We start from the raw sequence: 19494 nt of genomic DNA, 5'->3' as shown, positions 1-19494 counted from the left end.
GGAACTCGTGACGACCGGGCATGTGTGCGCAGTGCCCATTCGCGCCGAGGACGACCTGCTCGCCGCGCGGCACGCGGTGCGGGCGGCGGCTCTGGAGGCCGGGTTCGGGCTCGTCGCCCAGACCAAGCTGATCACGGCGGCGAGCGAGCTGGTACGCAATTGCTACGTCCACGGCGGTGGCGGCAGCCTGGTGATCGAGCACCTGGTCCCGCCCCCGCGGGCCGGCCTCCGGCTCACGATCTCCGACGAGGGGCCTGGGATGGAGGACCCCGCGGCGGCGCTGATCGACGGATACTCCACGGGCCCCGGCCTGGGTCACGGGCTGGGCGGCGCGAAGCGACTGGTGCACGAGTTCCACCTCGAGACGGAGCCGGGCAAGGGAACGACGGTGGTGATCACTCGCTGGGCCGGCGAACGATGATCACCACAGAGGTGCGCATCGACCACGAGAGCGCCGTCCCCCACGCCGTCTCGGTGACCCGCCAGGCGGCCCGTACGCTGGGCCTGGGACCGCTGCTGACCGAACGGGCGGCCGTGGTGGCCTCCGAGCTGTCCAGCAACATCGCCAAGCACACGCACGGCGGGGCGCTGCTGGTCCAGCCGGCGCCCTCGGGCGGCCTGGAGTTGCTCGCGGTCGACCACGGGCCGGGCATGTACGACATCGGCCGCTGCCTGGCCGACGGCTACAGCAGCACGGGCACGATGGGGAGCGGGCTGGGCGCGGTGCGGCGCCTGGCCACCACGTCCGGGATCTTCTCCGACCCGCGGCGTGGCACCGCGATCTTCGCCCGGTTCTGCGCCGCCGCCTCCCCCGCTCGGGTCGGCACGCTCCGGCTCCCCGCTGTCGGGCAGGACAGCAGCGGCGACGCTTACGTACTGACCGAGACCTCCGACGCCACCTTGGCGTTCGTGGCCGACGGCCTCGGCCGGGGTCCGGACGCGGCCCGCGCCAGCCGGTCGGCCACCGACTCTTTCCTACGCGATCCCGCGCGTCCCCTGCCGCAGGCCATGGAGGCGATCCACGACGTGCTCCGGCACACCAGAGGAGCCGCCGCGGCGCTGGTCCGGCTGCCCCACGCCGCCACCGAGGTCGAGTTCTGCGGGGTGGGCAACGTGAGCGCGGCGGTGCTGGAGGGCGACGGCCCGCCCGTCCCCCTGGCCCCGCAACCGGGGACACTCGGACTACGCATTCCCCCGTTACGGGTCCAAACCGTTCCGCTGCGGCCAGGGGCGACGGTGGTCGTGCACAGCGACGGGATCGCGCCGACCTGGCTGCGCGCGGCGGGCGACCGGCTGTTCACCCAGGCGCCTCCGCTGTTGGTGGGGCTGCTCGCGCGCGACCATCGGCGCTACCGCGACGACGCCACGGTCGTGGCGTTCAGGGAGAAGTGATGGAGCCACTCACCGAAGCCGCCGCGCGGGATCGTATCCGGCGGCTGGAGGACGAGCTCGCCAAGCTCAAGGACGAGCTGGCCAACACCAACCAGGGTGTGCTGGCCCTGGTCGTGGAGCTGGAGGAGCGGGACGAGCGGCTTCGGCGAGCCCACCGGGCGATCTTCCGGGAGCTGGAGGACGCGCTGCGCCCGCCGATCCCGGATGTGGAGCAGGTAGAGCTCGCGATGTACTACTCCTCGGCCGAGGACGACGCACCCACGGGCGGCGACCTCTACGACGTGATCGTTCTGCCGGACGGTGTCCTGCACATCGTGGTGGTGGACGCCGCCGGTCACGGCGTGGCCAGCACCCGCGCCGCGCTCAACATCATCCACGCCGTCCGGGTGTTGTCCCTCGCCGGGTCTCCGCTGGAGAGCCTGATCGGGCGAGCCGCCTCGATCTTGCAGCCTGTCTATCCCGATCTGGTCGGAACCTTGTTGGTGGCCCGCTTCGACCCGCGAACGGGAACGCTCCGGGTGGCCACGGGCGGACATCCGCCGCCGCTGATCGTCGCGCCCGGAGAGCCGCCCGCCTACATGGAGGCGTGGGGGCGTGGCCTCGGCTACCCGGAGCCGGGCAGCGACGCGGTCGCCGAGCGGCGGCTGCCGCCCGGCGCGCTGGTGCTGTTCTACACCGATGGCCTGGTGGAGGCGCGGCGCGACCTCAACGCAGGGCTCGAGGAACTGGCGGAGCTGACGGGACGGCATCGGGCGTCGCCGGTGCGGGAGCTGACCGACACGATCGTGCGCGTGATGCACCGCAAGGTGCTGCACAGCGACGACACCCTGCTCCTCGCCATGCGCTGGACCCCGTCCTGAGTGGAGCCCGGCGCCGACGGCGATCGACGGTCACGCGGCGGGGGTGTGCTGTCGTGGATGGACCGGCACCTCGAGGACGACGGCGTGGGCGCCCTCGGCGTCGAGGAGGTGCTCTTCCATGGTGGGACCGATGACGGCCAGGTGGTGGCGGTGCAGCCAGGCGAACAGGTCCTGCCCGGCGCGGACGACACCTGCCGCGGGTGTCACGACGGCCCGTACGACGGTGCGGGTGGGCAGGGTGAGCCGGTCGTCGGCGCGATTGCGCACGGTGAGCCGGTCGTCGGCGCGATCGGTGGTCACCGCGGCGGCGAACCGGCCCGTCGGCGGCCCGTGGAGCCAGGTCAGCAGAGTGGCCGGCGGCGCCGGGCAGATGGCGGCCAGTTCGGACGGATGGTCCACACGCAGCCGGCGGACGCGCAGCCGGCGCGGGCCCACGGTGGCCTGCTGGGGCAGGATCGACATCGGTGTGACGAGGTGGTCCTGAGCGTGGGCGGCGGTCGCGGTCAGCGTGGCGATGTCGCGCCGGATGCCCGTCACGACCTCGGTCAGGGCCTGCCGTAGCTGCGTCTCGGGGGCGTCCAGCAGATCGGCGATCTGACGCAGCGGCAGTCCGAGGCGCTGCAGTCCGCGGATGCGTTCGAGCCGGGAGAGTTCGGCCACGCCGTACCAGCGGTAGCCGGTGGCGGGGTCGACCGCGGCGGGGACGAGCAGCTTGATCTTGTCGTAGTGGCGCAGCGTGCGTTCGGACACGCCGACCATGCGCGCCAGTTGCCCGATCCGCCACATGGCGTCCCCTTCCCCGGCGTGTTGACTTTGCCCTTGTGTCAGGGTTCTACCGTCACCGCCATGACCGATCCGAACCCACACAGCCGGCTCACCGGCGTGCTGCTGCTGACCTCACTGGTAGCCATGATCGCCGGTGCGGCCATCGCGGTGCCATCAGGGTTGACCCTGAATCCGTCCGATCCCGCCGCCACGCTCGCCGCGGTGGGCGCGAAGCCCGGCCTGCATCTGACCGAGCTGGCCTTCGACGTGCTGGGCTGGCTGGCGCTGACCGCTGCCGGGCTGACGATGGCCGCCCGCCCGGCCGAGACGCCCAGACCTCACATGGTGACGCTGGCCGGCGGCCTGCTGGCCGCCGCCGGGCTGGCGGGTCTGCTGCATGACGCGGGAAACCTGGCACTGACCCAGTTGGCCGCCCGCTCCACCGCCTCGGCGGCCGACACGGTGGCCTTGGCGGTCATGCTCACCGCCAAGTGGGCGGTCAACCTTGCCGGGCTGCTGTGGGTCGCCGCCACGGCCGCCGGAGCGGCCGGCATCCCGATGCCCGCCGGGCTCCGCGTCACCGGCCTGATCGCCGCGCTCTCCGGCCTGGCCGCGGTCGCGCTTCCGTGGGCGACCGGTGCCGACGGCCCCACAGTTGCGCTGGAACAGGTCGGGTACGCCCTCCAACTGCCGATCATGATCTGGTACGGCGTGCTGGGCCGGCGGTACGTGCGTCGTCAGAAACCAGCGCCCGGAACCGTCGTCGCAGCGTGAGAAGGCCGATCAGCAGACTGAGGGCAGCGCGCATACCTTCGCCGCCATTTTGGCGGCGGTGCGGTGGAGGGTCTTGAGGGCTCGCTTCTGCGGGTGGCCGAGGGATTCCAAATCACCGGAGTAGATCATCAGCGCACGACCCTTGCGCGTCACGATGCCCGCCAACTGGGGCGACCACTCCTTGTTCAGTTTGTCGTACATCATGAGGCGCATCAGCGCAGCCTCGTTCCCGAGCCGCGTGCGATTCACCACCCACCGGGTCTTCCCGTCGTCGGCCCAGCTGTACGGCTTGCCGTCCGGTTGGGCCCCGCACCGCTTGGCGTCGGCGAGCAGCTTTCGCATGGCGCTTCTGGCCGCCTTGGCGTTCCGGTAGATCACGAGTTGCTCGCCGTAGTAGGAGGGCGCGCTTGTGTTGTGGACGATAGTGCGTGCGGCCGACCGGTCCGCCGTCGTGGCCCGCTTGCGCCCGCACGGGTTCAGCGCCAAGGGCTCGTTCAGCTTGTCGCTGATCTCCCACGACTCCTCGTCTTTCTGTATTTCCGACAGGGGCGCACGGGCGACCTTCTCGTTCAGCAGGAAATCCTTGGGGATTTGGACGGGGGTGAGGACGAGGGACACCGCCAGGAGCATGATCATGTGGGATTGGACGATCGGAGACCGCATCAAGTTCGTGATCGTCGGGGTCGGACTTATGGGCTGAGTTCCGGTCGCGGCTCGGGAGGCGCAACCAACTACTGCCTGAGATCGCCTGCGAGGACTCTGTCCCAGTCCACCGTCTTGGCCCACTCGGCGTAGCTGTGCCAGCGCACGGCGGGGTATGTGGCGTGCAGGGTCTCGATGTCGAGGAAATCGGTGTTGTTCTCGAAACTCTCGAACATCGTGGCCACCTCCTCGCCGGCCCACTGCCGCACCATGTCCAGCGGCAGCTGCTGGTAGGGGATATCCCGGCCGAGCACCTCGCTCAGAATCCGGGCCGCCTCCTGCCCGGTGACGCGATCGGACGCGATGTCGATCCGCTCGCCGACGAGCTCGTCGGGGTTCTCGATGGCATGGACGGCCATGCCGGCGATGTCCAGCACGCTCGCCTGGTCGAGCGGCTTGCCGGGAGTCAGCGGATTGGCGAGCATGCCGTCGCCGAGCCGGCTGAAGCCGAGGTTGAGCACGTTCTCCATGAAGTACACCGGCCCGAGCACCGTCGCGCGCACCGGCTGCTCGCGCAGATACGCCTCGATGAGCTGCTTGCTGTCGGCGTGGTCGATGTCGGCGGCCACCGTCCGGTCGCCGCCGCGCACAGAGGAGTACACCAGGTGGACGTCGAGGCGGGCGGCGGTGTCGACGAGCAGTCGTCCCTGCGCGACCTCCTCATCCTTGCCGCCCTCGCCGAACGGCACCGACAGGCCGAAAACGGCGTCGGCGCCTGTGCAGGCCCGCTGGAGCGCGTCGGGATCGGCGAGGTCGCCGATGGCGAGCCGCGTCCGGGTCCCGGCCAAACGGTCGGACGATGTGTACGTGTGGGATCACGAAACCGGCGAACGCAAGCGGGTCGCCAGGTCGCTGGAAGATTATCTGGAGCGCCGGGCGGCTTCGTCCGGCGACAGCTGGTACAGGTGAGGGGTTGACGGCCCGCGCCACTCTCTCAAGATCCGGGGCCGGCGAGGCGTAGCAGCGGAAGGACATCCGTGGCCAGGCGTTCGGCCTGCTCGCGGGGGTTCGGGCCGACGGGCGTGAAGTTCATCGACGTGAACCCCAGGCCGATGAATCCGGCGAGCCGGTCGGTCACCTCCTGCGCCGAGCCCGCCACCACCGCCTCCTCGCCCGCGCGGCCGCCGATGCGGAAGGACACGTTGTAGACGCACTCCACGGCACGTCCGTGGGACAGGACGCGCTCCCGCATGACGGCCGCCTGCTCCGGTGGGGCGAAGCCGAGGGACGGGATCCAGCCGTCGGCCAGCCGGCCGGTCGCCTCCAGGGCCCGCTTGCCGTACGTGCCGAGCCAGATCGGGATGGGGCCGGCCGGCTTCGGCTCCATGGCGGCATCGTGGGTGTGGTAGCGGGTGCCCTCGAACGTGAAGCGAGGTTCTGACCAGAGGCCCCGGATGATGTGGATCGCCTCCACCATGCCGTCGACCTTCTCCCGCGCCGTGGGCACCCCGAGCCCGAACGCCCGGAACTCCTCATCCGAGTAACCGCCGCCGAGCCCCAGGATCAGCCGGCCGCCGGAGAGCCGGTGCAGGCTCTCGGCCATTTTGGCCACCATCGCGGGCGATCGGTACGGCACTCCCAGCACCCGCGTGGCCACCTTGATCCTCGAGGTGGCGGCCGCGACCCAGGTCAGCATCGTCCACACCTCGTACGATGGCGCGCTCCCGCAGGGATGGTCCGAGGCCGAGACGAAGTCGAACCCGAGTTCCTCGGCCGCCCGCGCGTCCCCTGCCGGGTCGGCCCCAGGCGCCGCCGAGGTCGAGATGCCCAATCCGAACACGACCACTCCCTAAGTCTGTGGTTTACCTGTAAACTTAAGACTGAGGTTGGTTACACGTCAACTAAACTCGGCGGACATGGAGCCACGCTGGTTGGACGACGCCGAGTTCAGGGCCTGGATCGGCTACCGGAGGATGCGGCTGCTCCTGGATGCGCAGGTCAGCCGGGATCTCATGCGTGACTCGGGGCTGTCGGCCCCCGACTACGACGTTCTTTCGGCGCTGACGTCCACCGAGGACCATCGATGGCGGCTCACCAAACTGGCCGATCGCATGCTGTGGTCGAAGAGCCGCCTGTCACGGCACATCTCCCGGATGGAGCAGCGAGGGCTGGTCAGGCGGGAGGAGTTCGAGGGCGACGCCCGAGGGGCGATGATCGTGCTGACTGAAGGCGGCCTGCGCGCCATCCAGGAGGCCGCTCCGGCTCATGTCGAGTCCGTCCGCCGCCATTTCATCGATCTGCTCTCCCCCGAGCAGATCCAGGCACTGGGGACGATCGCCGCGACCGTCCTCGCCCACCTGTCGGAAGCCGGGGAGGTCTCAGAGGCGCCAGGCGGAGATCTCGTGAAGAGGACGACCCCACGTATGTGAAGGCCCCGGAGCTCCCGCATTTCCGGGGCCAAGACACATTTTTCGATCGACCGGCTTTCAGAGCGTCGCCGGGCCGGCCAAGAAGGGGATCTTACGTTGGACCAGGTCGGCCATGGCCGCCTGTCCCTGCTGGTTGAGGTGCAGGACCGCGTCGATGCCCTCCTGGCCAGGAGCCAGTGCGTCGAATCCCCGGTAGAAGGGCGGCTCGGCCTGGCACAACGAATGGCCCTCGAACTCGGGCCGGAGATTGACCGAATTCACATAGGGGCTGACGAACCGGACGTTGACCCCCTGTGTCTTGGCGGCCCACGTGGCATTCTTCAGCGTCGCGTCGAGTTCTCTCGCGACCTGGTTGCCTTCCAGTCGCTCCTGTGCGCTGAACACCTGGCTGTCGCAGATCGGGTCCAGCGGGACGCCCTGGGCGTTCTCGCCTGGTGTGACCTGCTGCCCGTACCCGGTGAGCACGATCTTGGCCCGCGGGCTGCGGGCCTTGATGTCGATCAGGAGAGCCTTCAGCTTCTCGCCCATGCCCGGCAGCAGGTCTCTGATCGCCGCGGCGGGCGCGCCGGAGCAGTCCGCCTGGATGCACAGTCCGCCGAATCCGGCGAAATCGATATCGCCGGTGCCGATGCTCAGCATGACCACGTTGGTGTTGTGCTTGAGCGCGTCGAACTGAGGGGGCTCGCCTTTGAACGATTCCCGCAGTGTTCTGATCGCCGAGCCGCTGCAGGTGACGTTCGTGAAATTCACCTGCTTGCCCCGCTGGCGGAGTTCGTTGACGATGACGGAGGAGTAGGAGTTGGCGCTGCGGAAGCAGCCGCCTTCGGTGCCCGGCTCGTAGTCGCCGGCGCCGGTGCCGGACCCGTAGGAGTCGCCCATCGCCACTACGTTCAGCGACCTAGTGGATTCGGCGTCGGCGGCTGCGGCCGTAGCGGGTAAAACACTTAGCGTGCCGATCGTGAGAACGGCGAGTAATGATTTCATGGCGGCATCGTAATGAAATGCCACATAAAATGCGTGTGAATTAGTGTGTTTCGCGCTTTCAATATCTAGGGGTGCAGAGCGCGCTCCGGTATGTCGGCGCAGGTCAGGACAATGTCGTTTCTGCGTTCCATGGAAGTGCGGCCGCGCGTGGACATCAGGTGAGAGCGGGCTCCGCCCGGCGCTCGGTGACGAGCCGGCCGGCCAGCGGTACGAAGCCGGCCAGCTGCATCACTCCACCCAGGATCGTGACGGCCGGAGGGAACTCACCGCTGGACAGGACGAATCCACCCACCAGGAGGGCGGCCGTCCACCGCGGGAGGGCGCCGGTCCGCAGGATCGTGGCGGCCAGCACGACCAGCCCGATCAGGACCGAGGCCAGCATGGGCAGCATGACGAAGTCGAACCACGGGGAGGCCTGATACCGCTGGTAGGCCGCGGCGGCCTCGGCGACGACCGGGCCCTCGGGGGCCAAGGCCAGGACGATCGGCCGCATGCCCGACACGATCAGGCCGAGCGCGCCGGCCAGCGCGAGCAGCACGCCGGAGATCGTCGCCGCCAGAGGCGCACGGTCGCGTAGCACCCGCATCACGGCCAGCCCCGTGGGGATGAAGCAGCCGACGAAGACCATGTAGAGCAGGGTGCTGATCGCATAGGCGCTCCGGTCGGCGGCCACCTGGGCGAGGTAGTCCGCCGCCTCTGTCCTGGGGAGGCCGGCCTGATCGGTCACGAAGTAGAGCGCTCCGGCGAGCGGGCCTGCGACGATCGCCGTGGTGAGCAGGAAGGGCCTGCGGATGGTGGGGGACGTGCTCATGGTTGGTACTCCTCGGTAGATCGCGGCCCATGTGCCGCATGCCGAGAACATTGGCGGAGTCCTGTCCCGGGCCGCTTGAGGCGGCTGCCTCCTCCCCGAATAGGGACGAAATGTCCCGTGTGGTTGGGACATCGCATAGCGGACAATTCTCCCTATGCGTTCGCGTCAGGTGATGATAGGGGACTTGGTGGCGGGAGCCGCCGCCGTGGCGACTCTGGCAGGGTTCGTCCTGCGGCTGCAGTCGCCGCTGGGGTTCGCCGACGACTACTGGCTGTGGATCTCGATCACGGCCATGGTGTACGGCCCGCCCGGCGCGTTCCTCATCCGGCGCGACCGGACGACGCTGGGCCGGCTCTTCGTCGCGGTGAGCGCGAGCGCCGCGACCAGTGTCTTCACCGGCGAGTACGCCGCCATCGCGGCCGGACGGGGCTGGCCCGGCCACCTGATCATGCTTTGGCTGTCGGTGTGGAGCTGGCTGCCCGCGTACGTGATCGTGGCGGCCGTCGTCCCTTACTGGCTGCCCTCGGGCGAGCGGCCGACCGGGGTGTTCCGCCCGTTGATGTACGTCGGGTGCGCCTCCGTGGTGGTGGGATCGGCGGCGTGGGCCCTGCTGCCGTGGCAGGACAGCGACGATCAGGCGCTGGCCGGCAGCGGGTTGGCCAATCCGGTGGGCGTGGCGGGCGCCGCGGCGGTGCTCCCGGTCTGCCTGGCCATGGTCGCGATCGCGTCCCTGGGCGGGCTCGCGTCCCTGGGCGTCCGCCTCCGCCGTGCCGTGGGCGACGAGCGTGGTCAGCTGGCCTGGGTGGCCGCCGGGATGGCAGGGACCGTGCTCCTGCTGGTGGTCGCCCAGGCGGTCGAGGCGCGTGGTGCGGGGGTGCTGCTGGCGGCCTCGGCCCTGCCATTGCCGATCTCCGTGGTGCTCGCGATCCAGCGATATCGGATGTGGGACATGGAGACCGTCCTGCGCCGTGGGCTGGTCTGGGCGCTCATGTCAGCCGAGATCGCCCTCTGTTACGCGGTGGTCGTCGCGCTGCTCGGAGATCTCCTCGGGCGCAGCGTGGGGGCTCCTCTCGTCGCCGCGGCGGTGGTGGCGATCGGCGTGGCACCCATGCACAGGTTCCTGCAGAGAGGGGTACAGCGGTTGCTGTACGGCGACGCCGCGGACCCGTACGACGCGCTGGGCCGGCTGGGCGCCACCCTGGAGACCGCGGCGGCCCCGGCCGAGGCCCTCGAACGGCTGGCCGGTGAGGTGGCCAGGATCCTGCGAGTCCCCGCCGTGTGGGTGGTGGTGCTGGACGGGCCGGAGTCCCGCCACGGAGAGGAGCTTGGCGCGGACCCGGTGCGGGTGCCCTTGATGCATGCCGGGGAAGCGGTCGGGGAACTGCTGCTGACCCGGCCGCGCGCCGGCGGGTTCCGCCCCGCCGAGGCGCGGCTTTTGCACGTTCTGGCCGGGCAGGCGGGTGCGGCCGCGCACGCCGCCCGGCTCGCCGCGGACCTGGACCGGTCGAGGCGGGCGCTGGTCGCCGCGCGCGCCGAGGAGCGCCGCCGGCTGCGCCGGGATCTGCACGATCACCTCGGGCCGAGCCTGTCGGCCGTGCACCTGCAACTGGAGACCCTTCGAGATCTGGTGGCGAGCGATCCGGCCGCGGCGAGTGCGCTCGCCGAGCGGTGCGGCACGTGGCTGGCCGGCGCCGTGGGCGACGTCCGTCGCATCGTGGACGGCCTCGGCCCGTCCGCCCTGGACGATCTCGGATTGGCCGAGGCGCTGCGCGCACAGGCTGCCGGGTTCGACCGGCCCGGGCTGACGGTCCGGTTGCGCCTCCCCGAGCACGGCCTGCCCCCGCTTCCCGCCGCCATCGAGGCGGCGGTTCTGCGCATCGTGGGCGAGGCGCTGGCCAACGCCGCCCGGCACGCGCGGGCCAGCGGTTGCGACATCGAACTGGACCTGGCGCCGGACGCACTGCACTTCTCGGTACGGGACGACGGCGTGGGCATGGCCGGCTCCGGCACCGGGTGGTGGCGGCAGGGCGTGGGCCTGGAGTCCATGGCCGAGGCCGCTGCCCAGCTCGACGGGAAATGCGAGATTCTTACTGCAGCCGGCGGCGGCACGGAGATCCGCGTGCGCCTGCCGAGAGCCGAGGTGTGAGACATGCGTGTGCTGATCGTCGATGACCATCCCATGTATCGGGAAGGGCTGGTCGCGGCGCTCTCCGGCCGGCCCGGTGTCACGGTCGTGGGCGAGGCGGGTGACGGGGCCGAGGCCGTCGAGCTGGCCGTGCGGCTCGCTCCCGACATCGTCCTGATGGATCTGCACATGCCGGTCATGAACGGCGTCGAGGCGACCAGACGCTTGCTGGAGGAGCTGCCGGAGGTCGCGATCGTGGTCCTGACCATGCTGGAGTCCGACGACTCGCTGGCCGCGGCCGTACGGGCGGGCGCCCGCGGCTACCTCCTCAAGGGCGCGGGCCGGGCCGAGATCCTGCGGGCGCTGGAGATCTGCCGGGACGGCGGCGCGTACTTCGGCCCGAACGCCGCCCGGGCACTCGCCGGGCTCGTCGGGGTCGAGCCCCGGCGAGCCGTCGCCAACCCGGTGTTGCCCGAGCTCACTGAGCGCGAGGTGGAGATCCTCGACCTGATGGCGCGCGGGCTGTCCAACGCCGCCATCGCCTCCAGGCTCTACGTCTCCGACAAGACGGTCCGCAACTACGTCAGCGCCGTGTACGGCAAGCTCGGCGTCAATGACCGCGCCGCGGCGGTGGCCCGGGCCCGCGATGCCGGACTGGGCTCTGGCCCGCCCGGTGGGCGCTGAGCCGGGTCCGGCGTCGGGGCTCAGTGCCAGCTGATCTTCCCCACCGGGGCCGTCGGGGTGAAGAGGACGGGGAGGGACTCCAGGGTGCGCGCCCACAGGGAAGGGCGCCAGCGGAGCGACTCGGGCGGCACGGCCAGATGGACGTCCGGCAGCCGGTCCAGGAGGACTTCCACGGCCGTCTTGGCGATGATCTCCCCGAGCTCGGGGGCGGGGAAGGGGCAGCCGTACTCGCCGTGGCTGAAGGACATGTGCGCGCGGTTGGCGCCCGACCCGGCAGGATGGGCGGCGGGCTGGACCTGGGGGTCGGTGTTGGCGGCGGCGAATCCGAGCACGACGAGGTCGCCGCGGCGGATGCGGCGGCCGGCCACCTCGCAGTCGCGTACCGCGAAGCGCGAGGGCATGTTCATGGTCGGCGTGTCCTTCCACAGCACCTCGTTGAGCGCCTCGCTCACGCTGCTGCGGCCGCCCTGCAGGGTCATCGAGAAGTGGTCGTCCACGAGCATCAGGCGCAGCGTGTTGCCGATCCAGTTGGCGCTCCCGGCGTGGGAGGCGCCCACCAGCACCATCAGGTCGTAGACGGTCTCCTCGTCGGTGAGCCGGGCGGCGTGCGCGAGCAGGCGCGAGGTGACGTCGTGGCCGGGGCGGGCGCGCTTGAGTGCCACGAGGCGTTCCATCCGGGCATGGACCCGGGGGTAGGCGGAGGCCGCCTCCTTGCCGCCGTCCAGCAGGTGGTGGATGTCCTGGACGAGGTCCGGCAGGTCCACCTCCGGCAGGCCGAAGAGGCGGGTGACGATCTCGGCCGGGATGCGCTGGGCGTACTGGGCCACGAGGTCGGCTTCGCCGTCGCCGCAGAACCGGTCGGTCACGAGGTCGGCGACGAGCTCGCAGATCCGGGTCAGCTCGGTGCGCTCGATGGCGTCGAGGGCGTCGCTGACGGCGCCGCCGCGGCGCTGGCGTTCCTCGCCCTCCGAGTACATCAGGTTCGGCTGCCAGGTGACGAACAGCCTGGCCGGCCAGTCGCCGGGGAGCCGGTCGAGCATGTTCCAGCGCCTGGGGTCGCGGCCGAACAGCTGAGGCTGGCTGGTGACGTAGTGGAGCTCGCGATAGCCGATCACCAGCCAGGCGGGGACGTCGGCGTCGAGCAGGACCGGGACGACCGGCCCGTACGTGCGGCGCAGCTCGTTGTGGAACGCGGCCGGGTCGTCGTGGATGGGGGCCTCGGGCAGGCGCACGGCGTCGGCGTGCTGCGGGTAACCCTCCATCAGCGTCACTGCGTGCTCCCCTCGTGCAGACGGGTGAGGTGCTCCACGAGCGTGATCAGCACATGCTTGCCCGAGCTGCGCTTCCGCGCGTCGCAGTCGATCAGCGGGACGTCGGGCGCCAGCGCCAGCGCTTCCCGCACGGCCTCCAGCGAGGGTCCGTCGGTGAAGCGGTTGACCGCGACGACGAAGGGCATCCGGTGATGTTCCAGCCGGTCGATGGAGTACCAGGAGTCCTCCATGCGACGGGTGTCCACGAGCACGACGGCCCCGAGGCTGCCGGCGAACAGCTGGTCCCACACGAACCAGAACCGCTGCTGGCCCGGGGCCCCGAACAGGTACAGCACCCGGCTGGCGTCCAGCGTGATGCGGCCGAAGTCGAAGGCCACCGTGGTGGTGCTCTTGCCGCGCACCCGGCTGGCGTCGTCGACGCCCACACTGGCCTGGGTCATGACCTCCTCGGTGCTCAGCGGGCGGATCTCGCTCACCGAGCCGACCAGGGTCGTCTTGCCCACGCCGAAGCCGCCGACGACCACGATCTTCAGTGCGTCCACGGCGGTCTCGCGTAGCGGAGTCCGGCTCGAGAGCCGGTCAGAGGTCGTGGAGTGCAAGGAGCACCTGCTTCAGAGTTTCGGGGTCGGGACGGCCGGCGCGGGTGATGGCCGACGGGTGGCGTACGGTGATGCGGTTGGTGTCCAGCAGGTCGCGTAGCAGGATCTTCACCACGCTGACCGGCAACCGCAGCTCCGCCGAGATCTCGACCACCGCCATCGGCCGCCGGGCCAGCTGGAGGATCTTGGCGTGCTCGGACTGCATGCCCGGGGTGGGCTCGCATTCGCCGACGATGAGGGAGACCGAGTCGAAGGCGGTCTCATCGGCACGCGTGCGGCCGCCGGTGACCGTGTAGAGCCGGTCGGGATCCTCTCGGTCGACGGATCGCCGGCTCATGGACGGTCGCCGATTCCCGCCGCCTGCCGCGGCGCCGCGGTGAGGTACGTCCCGATCTGCTCCACCAGCTCGTTCATGTTGTGTGCGATCAGCCCCACGTCGCCGTCCTCGTCGGCGACGACGGCCAGGTGGGCGCCCTCCCCGGCAGGCACGATGAGCAGCATCCCACCGGCGAACTCCACCATCGCCTGCCCGGCCCCCGCGCCGTCGCCGAACTCGGCGGAGGCGCTCAACGACAGGCTCTGGATCCCGGCGGCGAGCGCCGCGAGCTGGTCGGCCGCGTCGCGCTCCAGGCCGCCGGTGAAGCACATCTTCAAGCCATCCCTGGTCAGCACCAGCACGTGCCGGATTCCCGGGGTCTTCTCCCTGAGGTTCTCCAGCAGCCAGTCAAGGGTCTGCGTGATATCGGTGGTGCTCATCGAAACGCCAATCTCTCTACGTGATCAGGAGTCGCCCGGTGCGGGGGCGGAGGTGCGCCCGCGGCCGCCGGCCTGGCGGAACGCGGCGAGCCTGGCGGCCGCGTCCTGGCCGCTCCGCGCGGGCCTGGCCGCCGGCGGACGCTGCTGCGTCTTCATAGCCTCCGCCAGGGTCTGTCCGCGCCGCCGTCGGGGCAGCAGATCGCCGCTCTCTTCCGGCGCGGTCTCGTTCTCCGGCGCCGCAGGGAGGGCGGGTGGAGGGAGATCGGCGGCGGGCCTCGGCTGGGTGATCAGCTGGCGGGGGATCAGCACCACGACGCCGGTGCCGCCGCGGGCGGACGGCCGGAAGCTGACCGTGAGGCCGTACTTGTCGACCAGGCGGCCCACCACCGCCAGACCCAACCGGGTGCCGGACAGGGTACGCAGGTCGAGGGGCTCGGTCACGAGCCTGGTGGCGTGGTGGCGTTCGCGCGGGCGCATGCCGAGGCCGCTGTCCTCGATGGTGATCACGATGCCGGCGTCCTCCTCGTCCACGTACACGTGGACCTCCGTGCCGTGCGCGGAGAACGTGGTGGCGTTGTCCATCAGCTCGGCGAGCGCGTGCATGACGCCCTCGGCCGCGTAGCCGACGACCGCGGAGGTGCTGGTGGAGTGCGGACGGATGCGGCGGAAGGCGTTGATGCGGCCCATCGCGCCACGCAGGATGCTCTCCATGACGATCGGACGGGTCCACCGCCGTCCGGAACGGCCGCCGCTCAGCAGGGCGATGTTGTCGGCCAGGCGGCTCATCTGGGAGACGCGGTGGTCGAGGTCCAGCAGGTCGGCGAAGATCTCCTCGTGGTCGCCGTACTGCTCCTCCAGCTCGCGCAGGCGGGCGAGCAGGCTGGTGGCCTGGGCCTGGACGCGGGCGGCGGCTCCGGCGCAGGCGGCCATGACCGCGGCGGCCTTGCGTTCGCCGTCGCCGAGGTGGCGGGCCGTGTCGGTCAGCAGGTCGTGGAGCCGGCCCAGCTCGGGAAGGCGGATCCCGTCCAGCGCCGTTTCGGCCGGCACCCGCTCCGTCTCGATGCGTTTGACCAGCTCGGGCAGGATCTCGGTGGCCACGCGGGAGATCTCGGCCACGGTCGCCGCATGAGCTGCCTCGGCCGCGGCGTGGGCCGCCTGGGCGGCGGCGCGGTCGCGTTCGAGCGCGGCGAGCTCCTGCCCGGCCGCCGCGAGCAGGTGCCGCAAAGCGCCGTCCGTGGGCTGCGGGACGCCGGCCAGCGCGCTCACGGCCGTCTGGGGCGGGCCGGGCCGTAGGTTCTGCGCGTTCGCCGCCGGCGCGCCGGAGCGGAGCCGGCGGGCCATCGCGGGGACCGACTTCTCGGCCGTCCACAGCACCTCACGTTCCAGGCGGGCCAGCCGGGCGTCGGACTGCGCGGCCCTCTCACGCAGCACGCGAGCGGCGGCGACGAGGTGCACGATCGTGGCGACGGCGCAGGACAGCAGCAGGGCCGAGCCGCCACCGGCCAGCGCCATCGGCACCCTCGCCCCGGATGGCGAGACCGACACCGCCCACAGCCACACGCCGATCATGACGATCGTCGTGCCGAGAAAGGCCAGGACCGTCAGTTCCTTCGGTGAGAGCCTGCGCTGCGGTGCATCTGCTGACATCGGTGGTCCTCGGGACGGTGGCGGCGAAGCCTGGCGGCCGCCTCTGACGTGCTCTTCCCGGGGCGACACGCGGCTGTCCGCTGTCGCTTCGCGACGGAGCGCGACGGGAAGGCCACCGTAGCACCACAGATCCCTCCAGGAACAGACAACGGTTTCAGAACCGCCCGTTTCAGGAGTAACAGAACAACATTCAGTTCCCTGGGACCTTGGCCAGCTCTTCCGCCGAGACCGGCCGGAACGTCCGCAGCACACCGACCAGGTCCTCAACGGTCACCGCGGTGCCCTCGACCCGCACCAAGGCGTTGCCGCTCATGCCATAGACCGCCTTGTCGAGCCGGCCGTCGTGGAGCCATACGCCCGGTGCGACCTGCCGGCATGTGGCCTCCGTGTCGAAGTCCCGCCAGGGAAGGGACTTCTTGCAGGCGGTCTTGGGCGTGGCCGTGGTCTCCGGCCCGACGGCGATGTAGACGGAGCCGCGACCGTCCCGCTGATAGTGGAGCTCCAGCCAGGGTTCTGAATACTCCACGTACGTGAGCGAGTGATCCGGCAACGTGGGTGCGATGAGCGGGGTCTCGGCGTGGGCCAGCCGGTAGGCTCGCGCCGATTCCATGATCGTGTCGTGTGCCGATCCCACGGCCAGGTACGCGACGGCGACGCCGCCCACCGTCAGGGCGCGAAGTCCGAGGTGCATCGGCATGAAGAGGCCGCCGGCGGCCAGGTAGCTGGTCGCGCCCACGGCCATGAAGGCGAGGCCCGCCTGCCAGTCGTCCAGGCTCAGGTTCGTGGGCAGCTTCAGGAAAGTGATGTTGGCGATGAGGAACGCCGCCGTGATGGCCGGCCCCGCCGTGGCCACGCCCCACCAGCGCGGCAACCTGCCCCATCTGGCCAGGAAGAATCCCAAGGCGTAGGGGACGCTGATGAGCCCCAGCGCGTCGAGGGCGCCGATGTCGTCTCCCCGCCAGCAGACGATGATGAACTGGGTCAACCCGACCACTGCCCCTACGAGCGCGGCCCGCAGCGATGCGTTCATCTTCCGATCATGCCGTACGAAATCCAAACATGAGGGGAATTGCGCAATTTATCCGCTCTGCTCAGTTCTCGAACCAGCGCCGGGCCGCGGGCAGAAGCATCAGGACGACGATGGCCACGGGGAAGAGCACGTTCGGGTGGAGGATTCTGAGCCAGGTCAGGTCCGACTCGATGGTGAGCATGGCGAGCTGGCTGGCGAACAAGTACGCCTCGTAGGCGACGACCGCCCAGAGGAGCCGCCTTCTGCGGGCGGGCCAGCGGGACAGCAGCCAGCCGGCCAGGCCTGTCGTCGCCGTGCCGTAGGCGAGGAGCAGGAACGTCGGGGCCTCGAAAGTGGCGAAGGCGACGCGGTAAGGATGGCCAGCCCCACCAGGCTGAAGGCGACCTGGAGCGTCAGGATGAATCTGACCGCCCTCACGGTGGACGGCATGCGGGCCGCCTCAGTGGTTTGCGTCACCCCATCATTGTGCCGGGGAATGCCGCTTCGCGGCGGATTCCATCGCTGCGAACTCCGCGTTAACCGGCTGTTTCGGACAGGCGGCTATTGGTGGGCGGCTGATGACACAGGTGGACAGCGGGATTTGTGGGACAGATATTGGAGATGAGTGGAGGTTTCCATGAAGGCACACCTTGACCATCTCGTCTGCTGGGTCGCCGACCAGCTCAGATCCCTGCATTTCTACACGGAGGTGATCGGCCTGCCGGGAGTCCGGGCCGAGGAGTTTCGCGAGGGGAAGGCGGCTTTTCCGAGCGTCCGCATCTCCGAGGGGACCATCATCGACCTGATGGCCTATGACGCCATCAGGGGCGTGGACGAGGGCACGGGCGTGAAGGGCAGCTCCGGGCATCCGGTTAACCATTTGTGCCTGGCCGTGAGCAGCGAGGATTTCGACGCGCTCCAGGTCCGGCTGAAACAGCACGGTGTGGAGATCACCGGCTCGGGGACCAACTCGTTCGGCGCCCGGGGCATCGCACCGGAGACGATTTATTTCCCCGACCCCGACGGCAACGTGCTGGAAGTCCGCTATTACGAGTGACCGGTCCTGCGCAGCCTCGCACGGGCCGCGCGCCGGACCAACGGTCCCATGTCGTCCAGGGCCGTCACCAGCACGGCCAGCTCCTCCAGCGCCTTGAGCGCGTGCTCCGCGCCCTCGGCGTCCACGCCTTCGTACAGCTCCAGCCCGACGAACGCCGCCGCCACCGCCTTGGCCAGGCCCGACACGTCCACGAACTCGGCCAGGGGCGACTTCGCCAGGACCCGGCGGAGGGCCTGCTCCACCTCCGCGATCCACAGGTGGAGGCCCGCGGCGGTGGCGGGGGCCAGTTTGGCGTCGGTCTGGCTGCCGGCGAGGAGCTGGGCGAGCGCCGCGACGCTGCCGTGGGCGCGTTCCTCGGCGTGCAGCGCGCGGCCCAGGTCGAGAAGCTCGCGGAGCGAGGTCACGGCGGCGAAGCGGTCACGGTAGAGGGCGATGCGCTGCTGCGAGCCATGCTCGCAGGCGGCGGCGAGGAGCTGGTCGACGCTGCCGAAGTGGTAGAACACGAGGGCCTGGTTGACGCCTGCCGCGGCGGCGATGGTGCGGGCGGAGGCGCCCGCGATGCCGTGTTTCCTGAGCGTTTCCAGCGCGGCGTCGAGCAGTTTGGTACGTGTGTCGGCCACCAGATTCCTCAACAGTCGGCAGCGGGCGTTCTCTCGCCCGGGCCTCACGTTAGCCGGAACGCCATGGGGGCCGACGGGCGAAGTGGGAAGTGTCGGCCGGGTCTGGTACACAGGCGGCATGGGTGTGAGCGTCGATGAGTTCCTGGCGATGCTGGACGAGCTGCCCGAGGTCAAGATGAGCCACGGCGGCGAGTGGATCGGCCTCAAGGTGCGCGGCAAGGGGTTCGGCTATCTCTGGGAGGCCACCGAGACCGTCGGGCTCAAGGCCACGATCGAGGAGCAGATCGCGCTGGTCGCCGAGCGGCCCGAGGTGTTCGAGGTGCAGTTCACCGCCGGGCGGTTCGGGTGGGTGGTGGTGCATCTCGACCGCATCGAGGCCGACGAGTTGTTCGAGCTCGTGGCCGAGGCGTGGTGCCTGACCGCGCCCCAGCAACTGGTCGACGACTTCGAGGCCACCCACGAGATCGGGCAACTCAGACAGCAGGTGCATCCAGGGTAATCTCGGGCAATGTGATCTCTGTGAACGTCCGGCTGCGAGAGTGGCGCGACAGCGACGCGCCGGCCGTGCTCGACGCCTTCCAAGCCCCCGATCTGCGGCGGCAGGCGGCCTGGCCGATCATCACGCTGAAGGACGCCCGCGGGTGGATCGCCTCATGGGAGGGGGCCGGCCACGCCTTCGCCGTGGTGATCGACGGTGCGGGTGGCGAGCGGGTGGTCGGGAACGTGGCGGTGACGAAGATCGACACGCATGACACCGGTTGGGTGTCCTACTGGGTCGTGCCGGAGGCCAGGGGGCGCGGGATCGCGGTGGCGGCCACCGAGAAGCTGGTCCGGTGGGCGTTCGACGAGCGCGGGCTCTACCGGCTCGAGCTGGGGCATCGTACGAACAATCCGGCCTCGTGCAGGGTCGCCACCAAGGCGGGGTTCCGGCCGGAGGGCATCGAGCGGGGCAAGCTGCGCCACGACGGCGTCCGTTACGACGTGGAGCGGCACGCCCGGCTCGCCACCGACTGACCACTGACTGACGCCGATCCATGGCCAGGGGGTGGCCCGCTGATCTACCCTTTCT

At 70.4% G+C, this 19494-nt stretch carries 24 protein-coding genes; 10 read left to right on the top strand and 14 right to left on the bottom strand.

The features are described 5' to 3' along the window. Positions 1-31 precede the first annotated feature (31 nt). The 3 genes from ID574_RS10125 to ID574_RS10115 are packed head-to-tail and all read left to right on the top strand — an operon-like array spanning position 32 to position 2252. Positions 32-421, top strand: coding sequence for an ATP-binding protein (locus ID574_RS10125; RefSeq protein ID WP_223166555.1), 390 nt, complete (start codon positions 32-34; stop codon positions 419-421). Beyond that, the gene (locus ID574_RS10120; protein ID WP_188188560.1) at positions 418-1392 is read left to right on the top strand and encodes a SpoIIE family protein phosphatase; all 975 of its coding nucleotides are present in this window, start codon (positions 418-420) and stop codon (positions 1390-1392) included. The genes ID574_RS10125 and ID574_RS10120 overlap by 4 nt, the downstream gene beginning before the upstream one ends. Further along, positions 1392-2252 (top strand): PP2C family protein-serine/threonine phosphatase, encoded by an 861-nt coding sequence (locus ID574_RS10115; protein WP_188188559.1) that lies wholly within the window; start codon positions 1392-1394, stop codon positions 2250-2252. The genes ID574_RS10120 and ID574_RS10115 overlap by 1 nt, the downstream gene beginning before the upstream one ends. A gap of 30 nt (positions 2253-2282) precedes the next feature. On the opposite strand, the gene ID574_RS10110 is transcribed toward ID574_RS10115, so the two are convergent. Continuing rightward, positions 2283-3038: a MerR family transcriptional regulator gene (locus tag ID574_RS10110; RefSeq protein WP_188188558.1), complete on the bottom strand. Its 756-nt coding sequence runs from the start codon at positions 3036-3038 to the stop codon at positions 2283-2285. A gap of 60 nt (positions 3039-3098) precedes the next feature. Between ID574_RS10110 and ID574_RS10105 the strand changes: the two genes are divergently transcribed. Beyond that, entirely contained in the window at positions 3099-3791 is a 693-nt protein-coding gene (locus tag ID574_RS10105; protein WP_188188557.1) for a hypothetical protein, read from the top strand. 9 nt (positions 3792-3800) lie between these two features. Here the strand turns inward: ID574_RS10105 and ID574_RS10100 are convergent, their stop codons facing one another. The 3 genes from ID574_RS10100 to ID574_RS10090 all read right to left on the bottom strand — a co-directional run bounded on the left by ID574_RS10100 (position 3801) and on the right by ID574_RS10090 (position 6273). Next, the gene (locus ID574_RS10100) at positions 3801-4409 is read right to left on the bottom strand and encodes a hypothetical protein (RefSeq protein WP_188188556.1); all 609 of its coding nucleotides are present in this window, start codon (positions 4407-4409) and stop codon (positions 3801-3803) included. Positions 4410-4522: 113 nt separating this feature from the next. After that, positions 4523-5281 carry an NmrA family NAD(P)-binding protein gene (locus ID574_RS10095; RefSeq protein WP_188188555.1) on the bottom strand — a complete coding sequence of 253 codons (759 nt, stop codon included), beginning with the start codon at positions 5279-5281 and terminating at the stop codon, positions 4523-4525. Positions 5282-5427: 146 nt separating this feature from the next. Beyond that, positions 5428-6273, bottom strand: coding sequence for an LLM class flavin-dependent oxidoreductase (locus tag ID574_RS10090; protein WP_188188554.1), 846 nt, complete (start codon positions 6271-6273; stop codon positions 5428-5430). Between the two features lie 76 nt (positions 6274-6349). On the opposite strand from ID574_RS10090, the gene ID574_RS10085 reads away from it, so the two are divergent. Further along, positions 6350-6862, top strand: a complete 513-nt coding sequence (locus ID574_RS10085) for a MarR family winged helix-turn-helix transcriptional regulator (RefSeq protein WP_188188553.1) — start codon at positions 6350-6352, stop codon at positions 6860-6862. 57 nt (positions 6863-6919) lie between these two features. On the opposite strand, the gene ID574_RS10080 is transcribed toward ID574_RS10085, so the two are convergent. Beyond that, positions 6920-7846: an SGNH/GDSL hydrolase family protein gene (locus ID574_RS10080; protein WP_188188552.1), complete on the bottom strand. Its 927-nt coding sequence runs from the start codon at positions 7844-7846 to the stop codon at positions 6920-6922. A 154-nt stretch (positions 7847-8000) separates the two neighbouring features. Further along, a complete protein-coding gene (locus ID574_RS10075) occupies positions 8001-8657 on the bottom strand; it encodes a DUF4386 family protein (RefSeq protein WP_188188551.1) in 657 nt (218 codons plus the stop codon). Between the two features lie 205 nt (positions 8658-8862). On the opposite strand from ID574_RS10075, the gene ID574_RS10070 reads away from it, so the two are divergent. Together ID574_RS10070 and ID574_RS10065 are read left to right on the top strand one after the other, a co-directional pair. Then, entirely contained in the window at positions 8863-10803 is a 1941-nt protein-coding gene (locus tag ID574_RS10070) for a histidine kinase (protein WP_188188550.1), read from the top strand. A 3-nt stretch (positions 10804-10806) separates the two neighbouring features. Next, a complete protein-coding gene (locus ID574_RS10065) occupies positions 10807-11466 on the top strand; it encodes a response regulator transcription factor (protein WP_188188549.1) in 660 nt (219 codons plus the stop codon). Between the two features lie 20 nt (positions 11467-11486). On the opposite strand, the gene ID574_RS10060 is transcribed toward ID574_RS10065, so the two are convergent. The 7 genes from ID574_RS10060 to ID574_RS10030 form a co-directional block, all read right to left on the bottom strand. After that, positions 11487-12728 (bottom strand): cytochrome P450, encoded by a 1242-nt coding sequence (locus ID574_RS10060; RefSeq protein ID WP_188189490.1) that lies wholly within the window; start codon positions 12726-12728, stop codon positions 11487-11489. A gap of 5 nt (positions 12729-12733) precedes the next feature. Continuing rightward, positions 12734-13336, bottom strand: a complete 603-nt coding sequence (locus ID574_RS10055; protein WP_188188548.1) for a GTP-binding protein — start codon at positions 13334-13336, stop codon at positions 12734-12736. Beyond that, the gene (locus tag ID574_RS10050; RefSeq protein WP_188188547.1) at positions 13317-13673 is read right to left on the bottom strand and encodes a DUF742 domain-containing protein; all 357 of its coding nucleotides are present in this window, start codon (positions 13671-13673) and stop codon (positions 13317-13319) included. The genes ID574_RS10055 and ID574_RS10050 overlap by 20 nt, the downstream gene beginning before the upstream one ends. After that, positions 13670-14092, bottom strand: a complete 423-nt coding sequence (locus tag ID574_RS10045; RefSeq protein WP_188188546.1) for a roadblock/LC7 domain-containing protein — start codon at positions 14090-14092, stop codon at positions 13670-13672. The genes ID574_RS10050 and ID574_RS10045 overlap by 4 nt, the downstream gene beginning before the upstream one ends. A 24-nt stretch (positions 14093-14116) precedes the next feature. Next, positions 14117-15739 carry an ATP-binding protein gene (locus ID574_RS10040; RefSeq protein WP_223166554.1) on the bottom strand — a complete coding sequence of 541 codons (1623 nt, stop codon included), beginning with the start codon at positions 15737-15739 and terminating at the stop codon, positions 14117-14119. Between the two features lie 190 nt (positions 15740-15929). Then, complete coding sequence (locus ID574_RS10035) at positions 15930-16769, bottom strand: hypothetical protein (protein ID WP_188188545.1); 840 nt, start codon at positions 16767-16769, stop codon at positions 15930-15932. A gap of 61 nt (positions 16770-16830) precedes the next feature. Continuing rightward, the gene (locus tag ID574_RS10030; RefSeq protein WP_188188544.1) at positions 16831-16971 is read right to left on the bottom strand and encodes a hypothetical protein; all 141 of its coding nucleotides are present in this window, start codon (positions 16969-16971) and stop codon (positions 16831-16833) included. 414 nt (positions 16972-17385) lie between these two features. Between ID574_RS10030 and ID574_RS10025 the strand changes: the two genes are divergently transcribed. After that, positions 17386-17805, top strand: a complete 420-nt coding sequence (locus tag ID574_RS10025; protein WP_188188543.1) for a VOC family protein — start codon at positions 17386-17388, stop codon at positions 17803-17805. Here the strand turns inward: ID574_RS10025 and ID574_RS10020 are convergent. Continuing rightward, the gene (locus ID574_RS10020; protein ID WP_223166553.1) at positions 17796-18425 is read right to left on the bottom strand and encodes a TetR/AcrR family transcriptional regulator; all 630 of its coding nucleotides are present in this window, start codon (positions 18423-18425) and stop codon (positions 17796-17798) included. The two genes, ID574_RS10025 and ID574_RS10020, sit on opposite strands and share 10 nt — an antisense overlap. A gap of 118 nt (positions 18426-18543) precedes the next feature. Between ID574_RS10020 and ID574_RS10015 the strand changes: the two genes are divergently transcribed. Together ID574_RS10015 and ID574_RS10010 are read left to right on the top strand one after the other, a co-directional pair. Continuing rightward, entirely contained in the window at positions 18544-18924 is a 381-nt protein-coding gene (locus ID574_RS10015; RefSeq protein ID WP_188188541.1) for an MmcQ/YjbR family DNA-binding protein, read from the top strand. An 11-nt stretch (positions 18925-18935) separates the two neighbouring features. Next, a complete protein-coding gene (locus tag ID574_RS10010; RefSeq protein WP_223166552.1) occupies positions 18936-19439 on the top strand; it encodes a GNAT family N-acetyltransferase in 504 nt (167 codons plus the stop codon). Positions 19440-19494: the final 55 nt, after the last annotated feature.

This window comes from Nonomuraea sp. SYSU D8015 (assembly GCF_008065375.1).
GTDB lineage: Bacteria > Actinomycetota > Actinomycetes > Streptosporangiales > Streptosporangiaceae > Nonomuraea.
This window is presented reverse-complemented; position numbering and strand designations above follow the sequence as displayed.

Bases quoted from the DNA above. Each gene is read 5' to 3' on its own strand.
- ID574_RS10065 (WP_188188549.1), top strand. From the start codon at position 10,807: ATGCGTGTGCTGATCGTCGATGACCATCCCATGTATCGGGAAGGGCTG.
- ID574_RS10015 (WP_188188541.1), top strand. From the start codon at position 18,544: ATGGGTGTGAGCGTCGATGAGTTCCTGGCGATGCTGGACGAGCTGCCC.
- ID574_RS10120 (WP_188188560.1), top strand. From the start codon at position 418: ATGATCACCACAGAGGTGCGCATCGACCACGAGAGCGCCGTCCCCCAC.
- ID574_RS10115 (WP_188188559.1), top strand. From the start codon at position 1,392: ATGGAGCCACTCACCGAAGCCGCCGCGCGGGATCGTATCCGGCGGCTG.
- ID574_RS10110 (WP_188188558.1), bottom strand. From the start codon at position 3,038: ATGTGGCGGATCGGGCAACTGGCGCGCATGGTCGGCGTGTCCGAACGC.
- ID574_RS10040 (WP_223166554.1), bottom strand. From the start codon at position 15,739: ATGTCAGCAGATGCACCGCAGCGCAGGCTCTCACCGAAGGAACTGACG.
- ID574_RS10085 (WP_188188553.1), top strand. From the start codon at position 6,350: ATGGAGCCACGCTGGTTGGACGACGCCGAGTTCAGGGCCTGGATCGGC.
- ID574_RS10045 (WP_188188546.1), bottom strand. From the start codon at position 14,092: ATGAGCACCACCGATATCACGCAGACCCTTGACTGGCTGCTGGAGAAC.
- ID574_RS10080 (WP_188188552.1), bottom strand. From the start codon at position 7,846: ATGAAATCATTACTCGCCGTTCTCACGATCGGCACGCTAAGTGTTTTA.
- ID574_RS10035 (WP_188188545.1), bottom strand. From the start codon at position 16,769: ATGAACGCATCGCTGCGGGCCGCGCTCGTAGGGGCAGTGGTCGGGTTG.
- ID574_RS10025 (WP_188188543.1), top strand. From the start codon at position 17,386: ATGAAGGCACACCTTGACCATCTCGTCTGCTGGGTCGCCGACCAGCTC.
- ID574_RS10075 (WP_188188551.1), bottom strand. From the start codon at position 8,657: ATGAGCACGTCCCCCACCATCCGCAGGCCCTTCCTGCTCACCACGGCG.
- ID574_RS10050 (WP_188188547.1), bottom strand. From the start codon at position 13,673: ATGAGCCGGCGATCCGTCGACCGAGAGGATCCCGACCGGCTCTACACG.
- ID574_RS10060 (WP_188189490.1), bottom strand. From the start codon at position 12,728: ATGGAGGGTTACCCGCAGCACGCCGACGCCGTGCGCCTGCCCGAGGCC.
- ID574_RS10105 (WP_188188557.1), top strand. From the start codon at position 3,099: ATGACCGATCCGAACCCACACAGCCGGCTCACCGGCGTGCTGCTGCTG.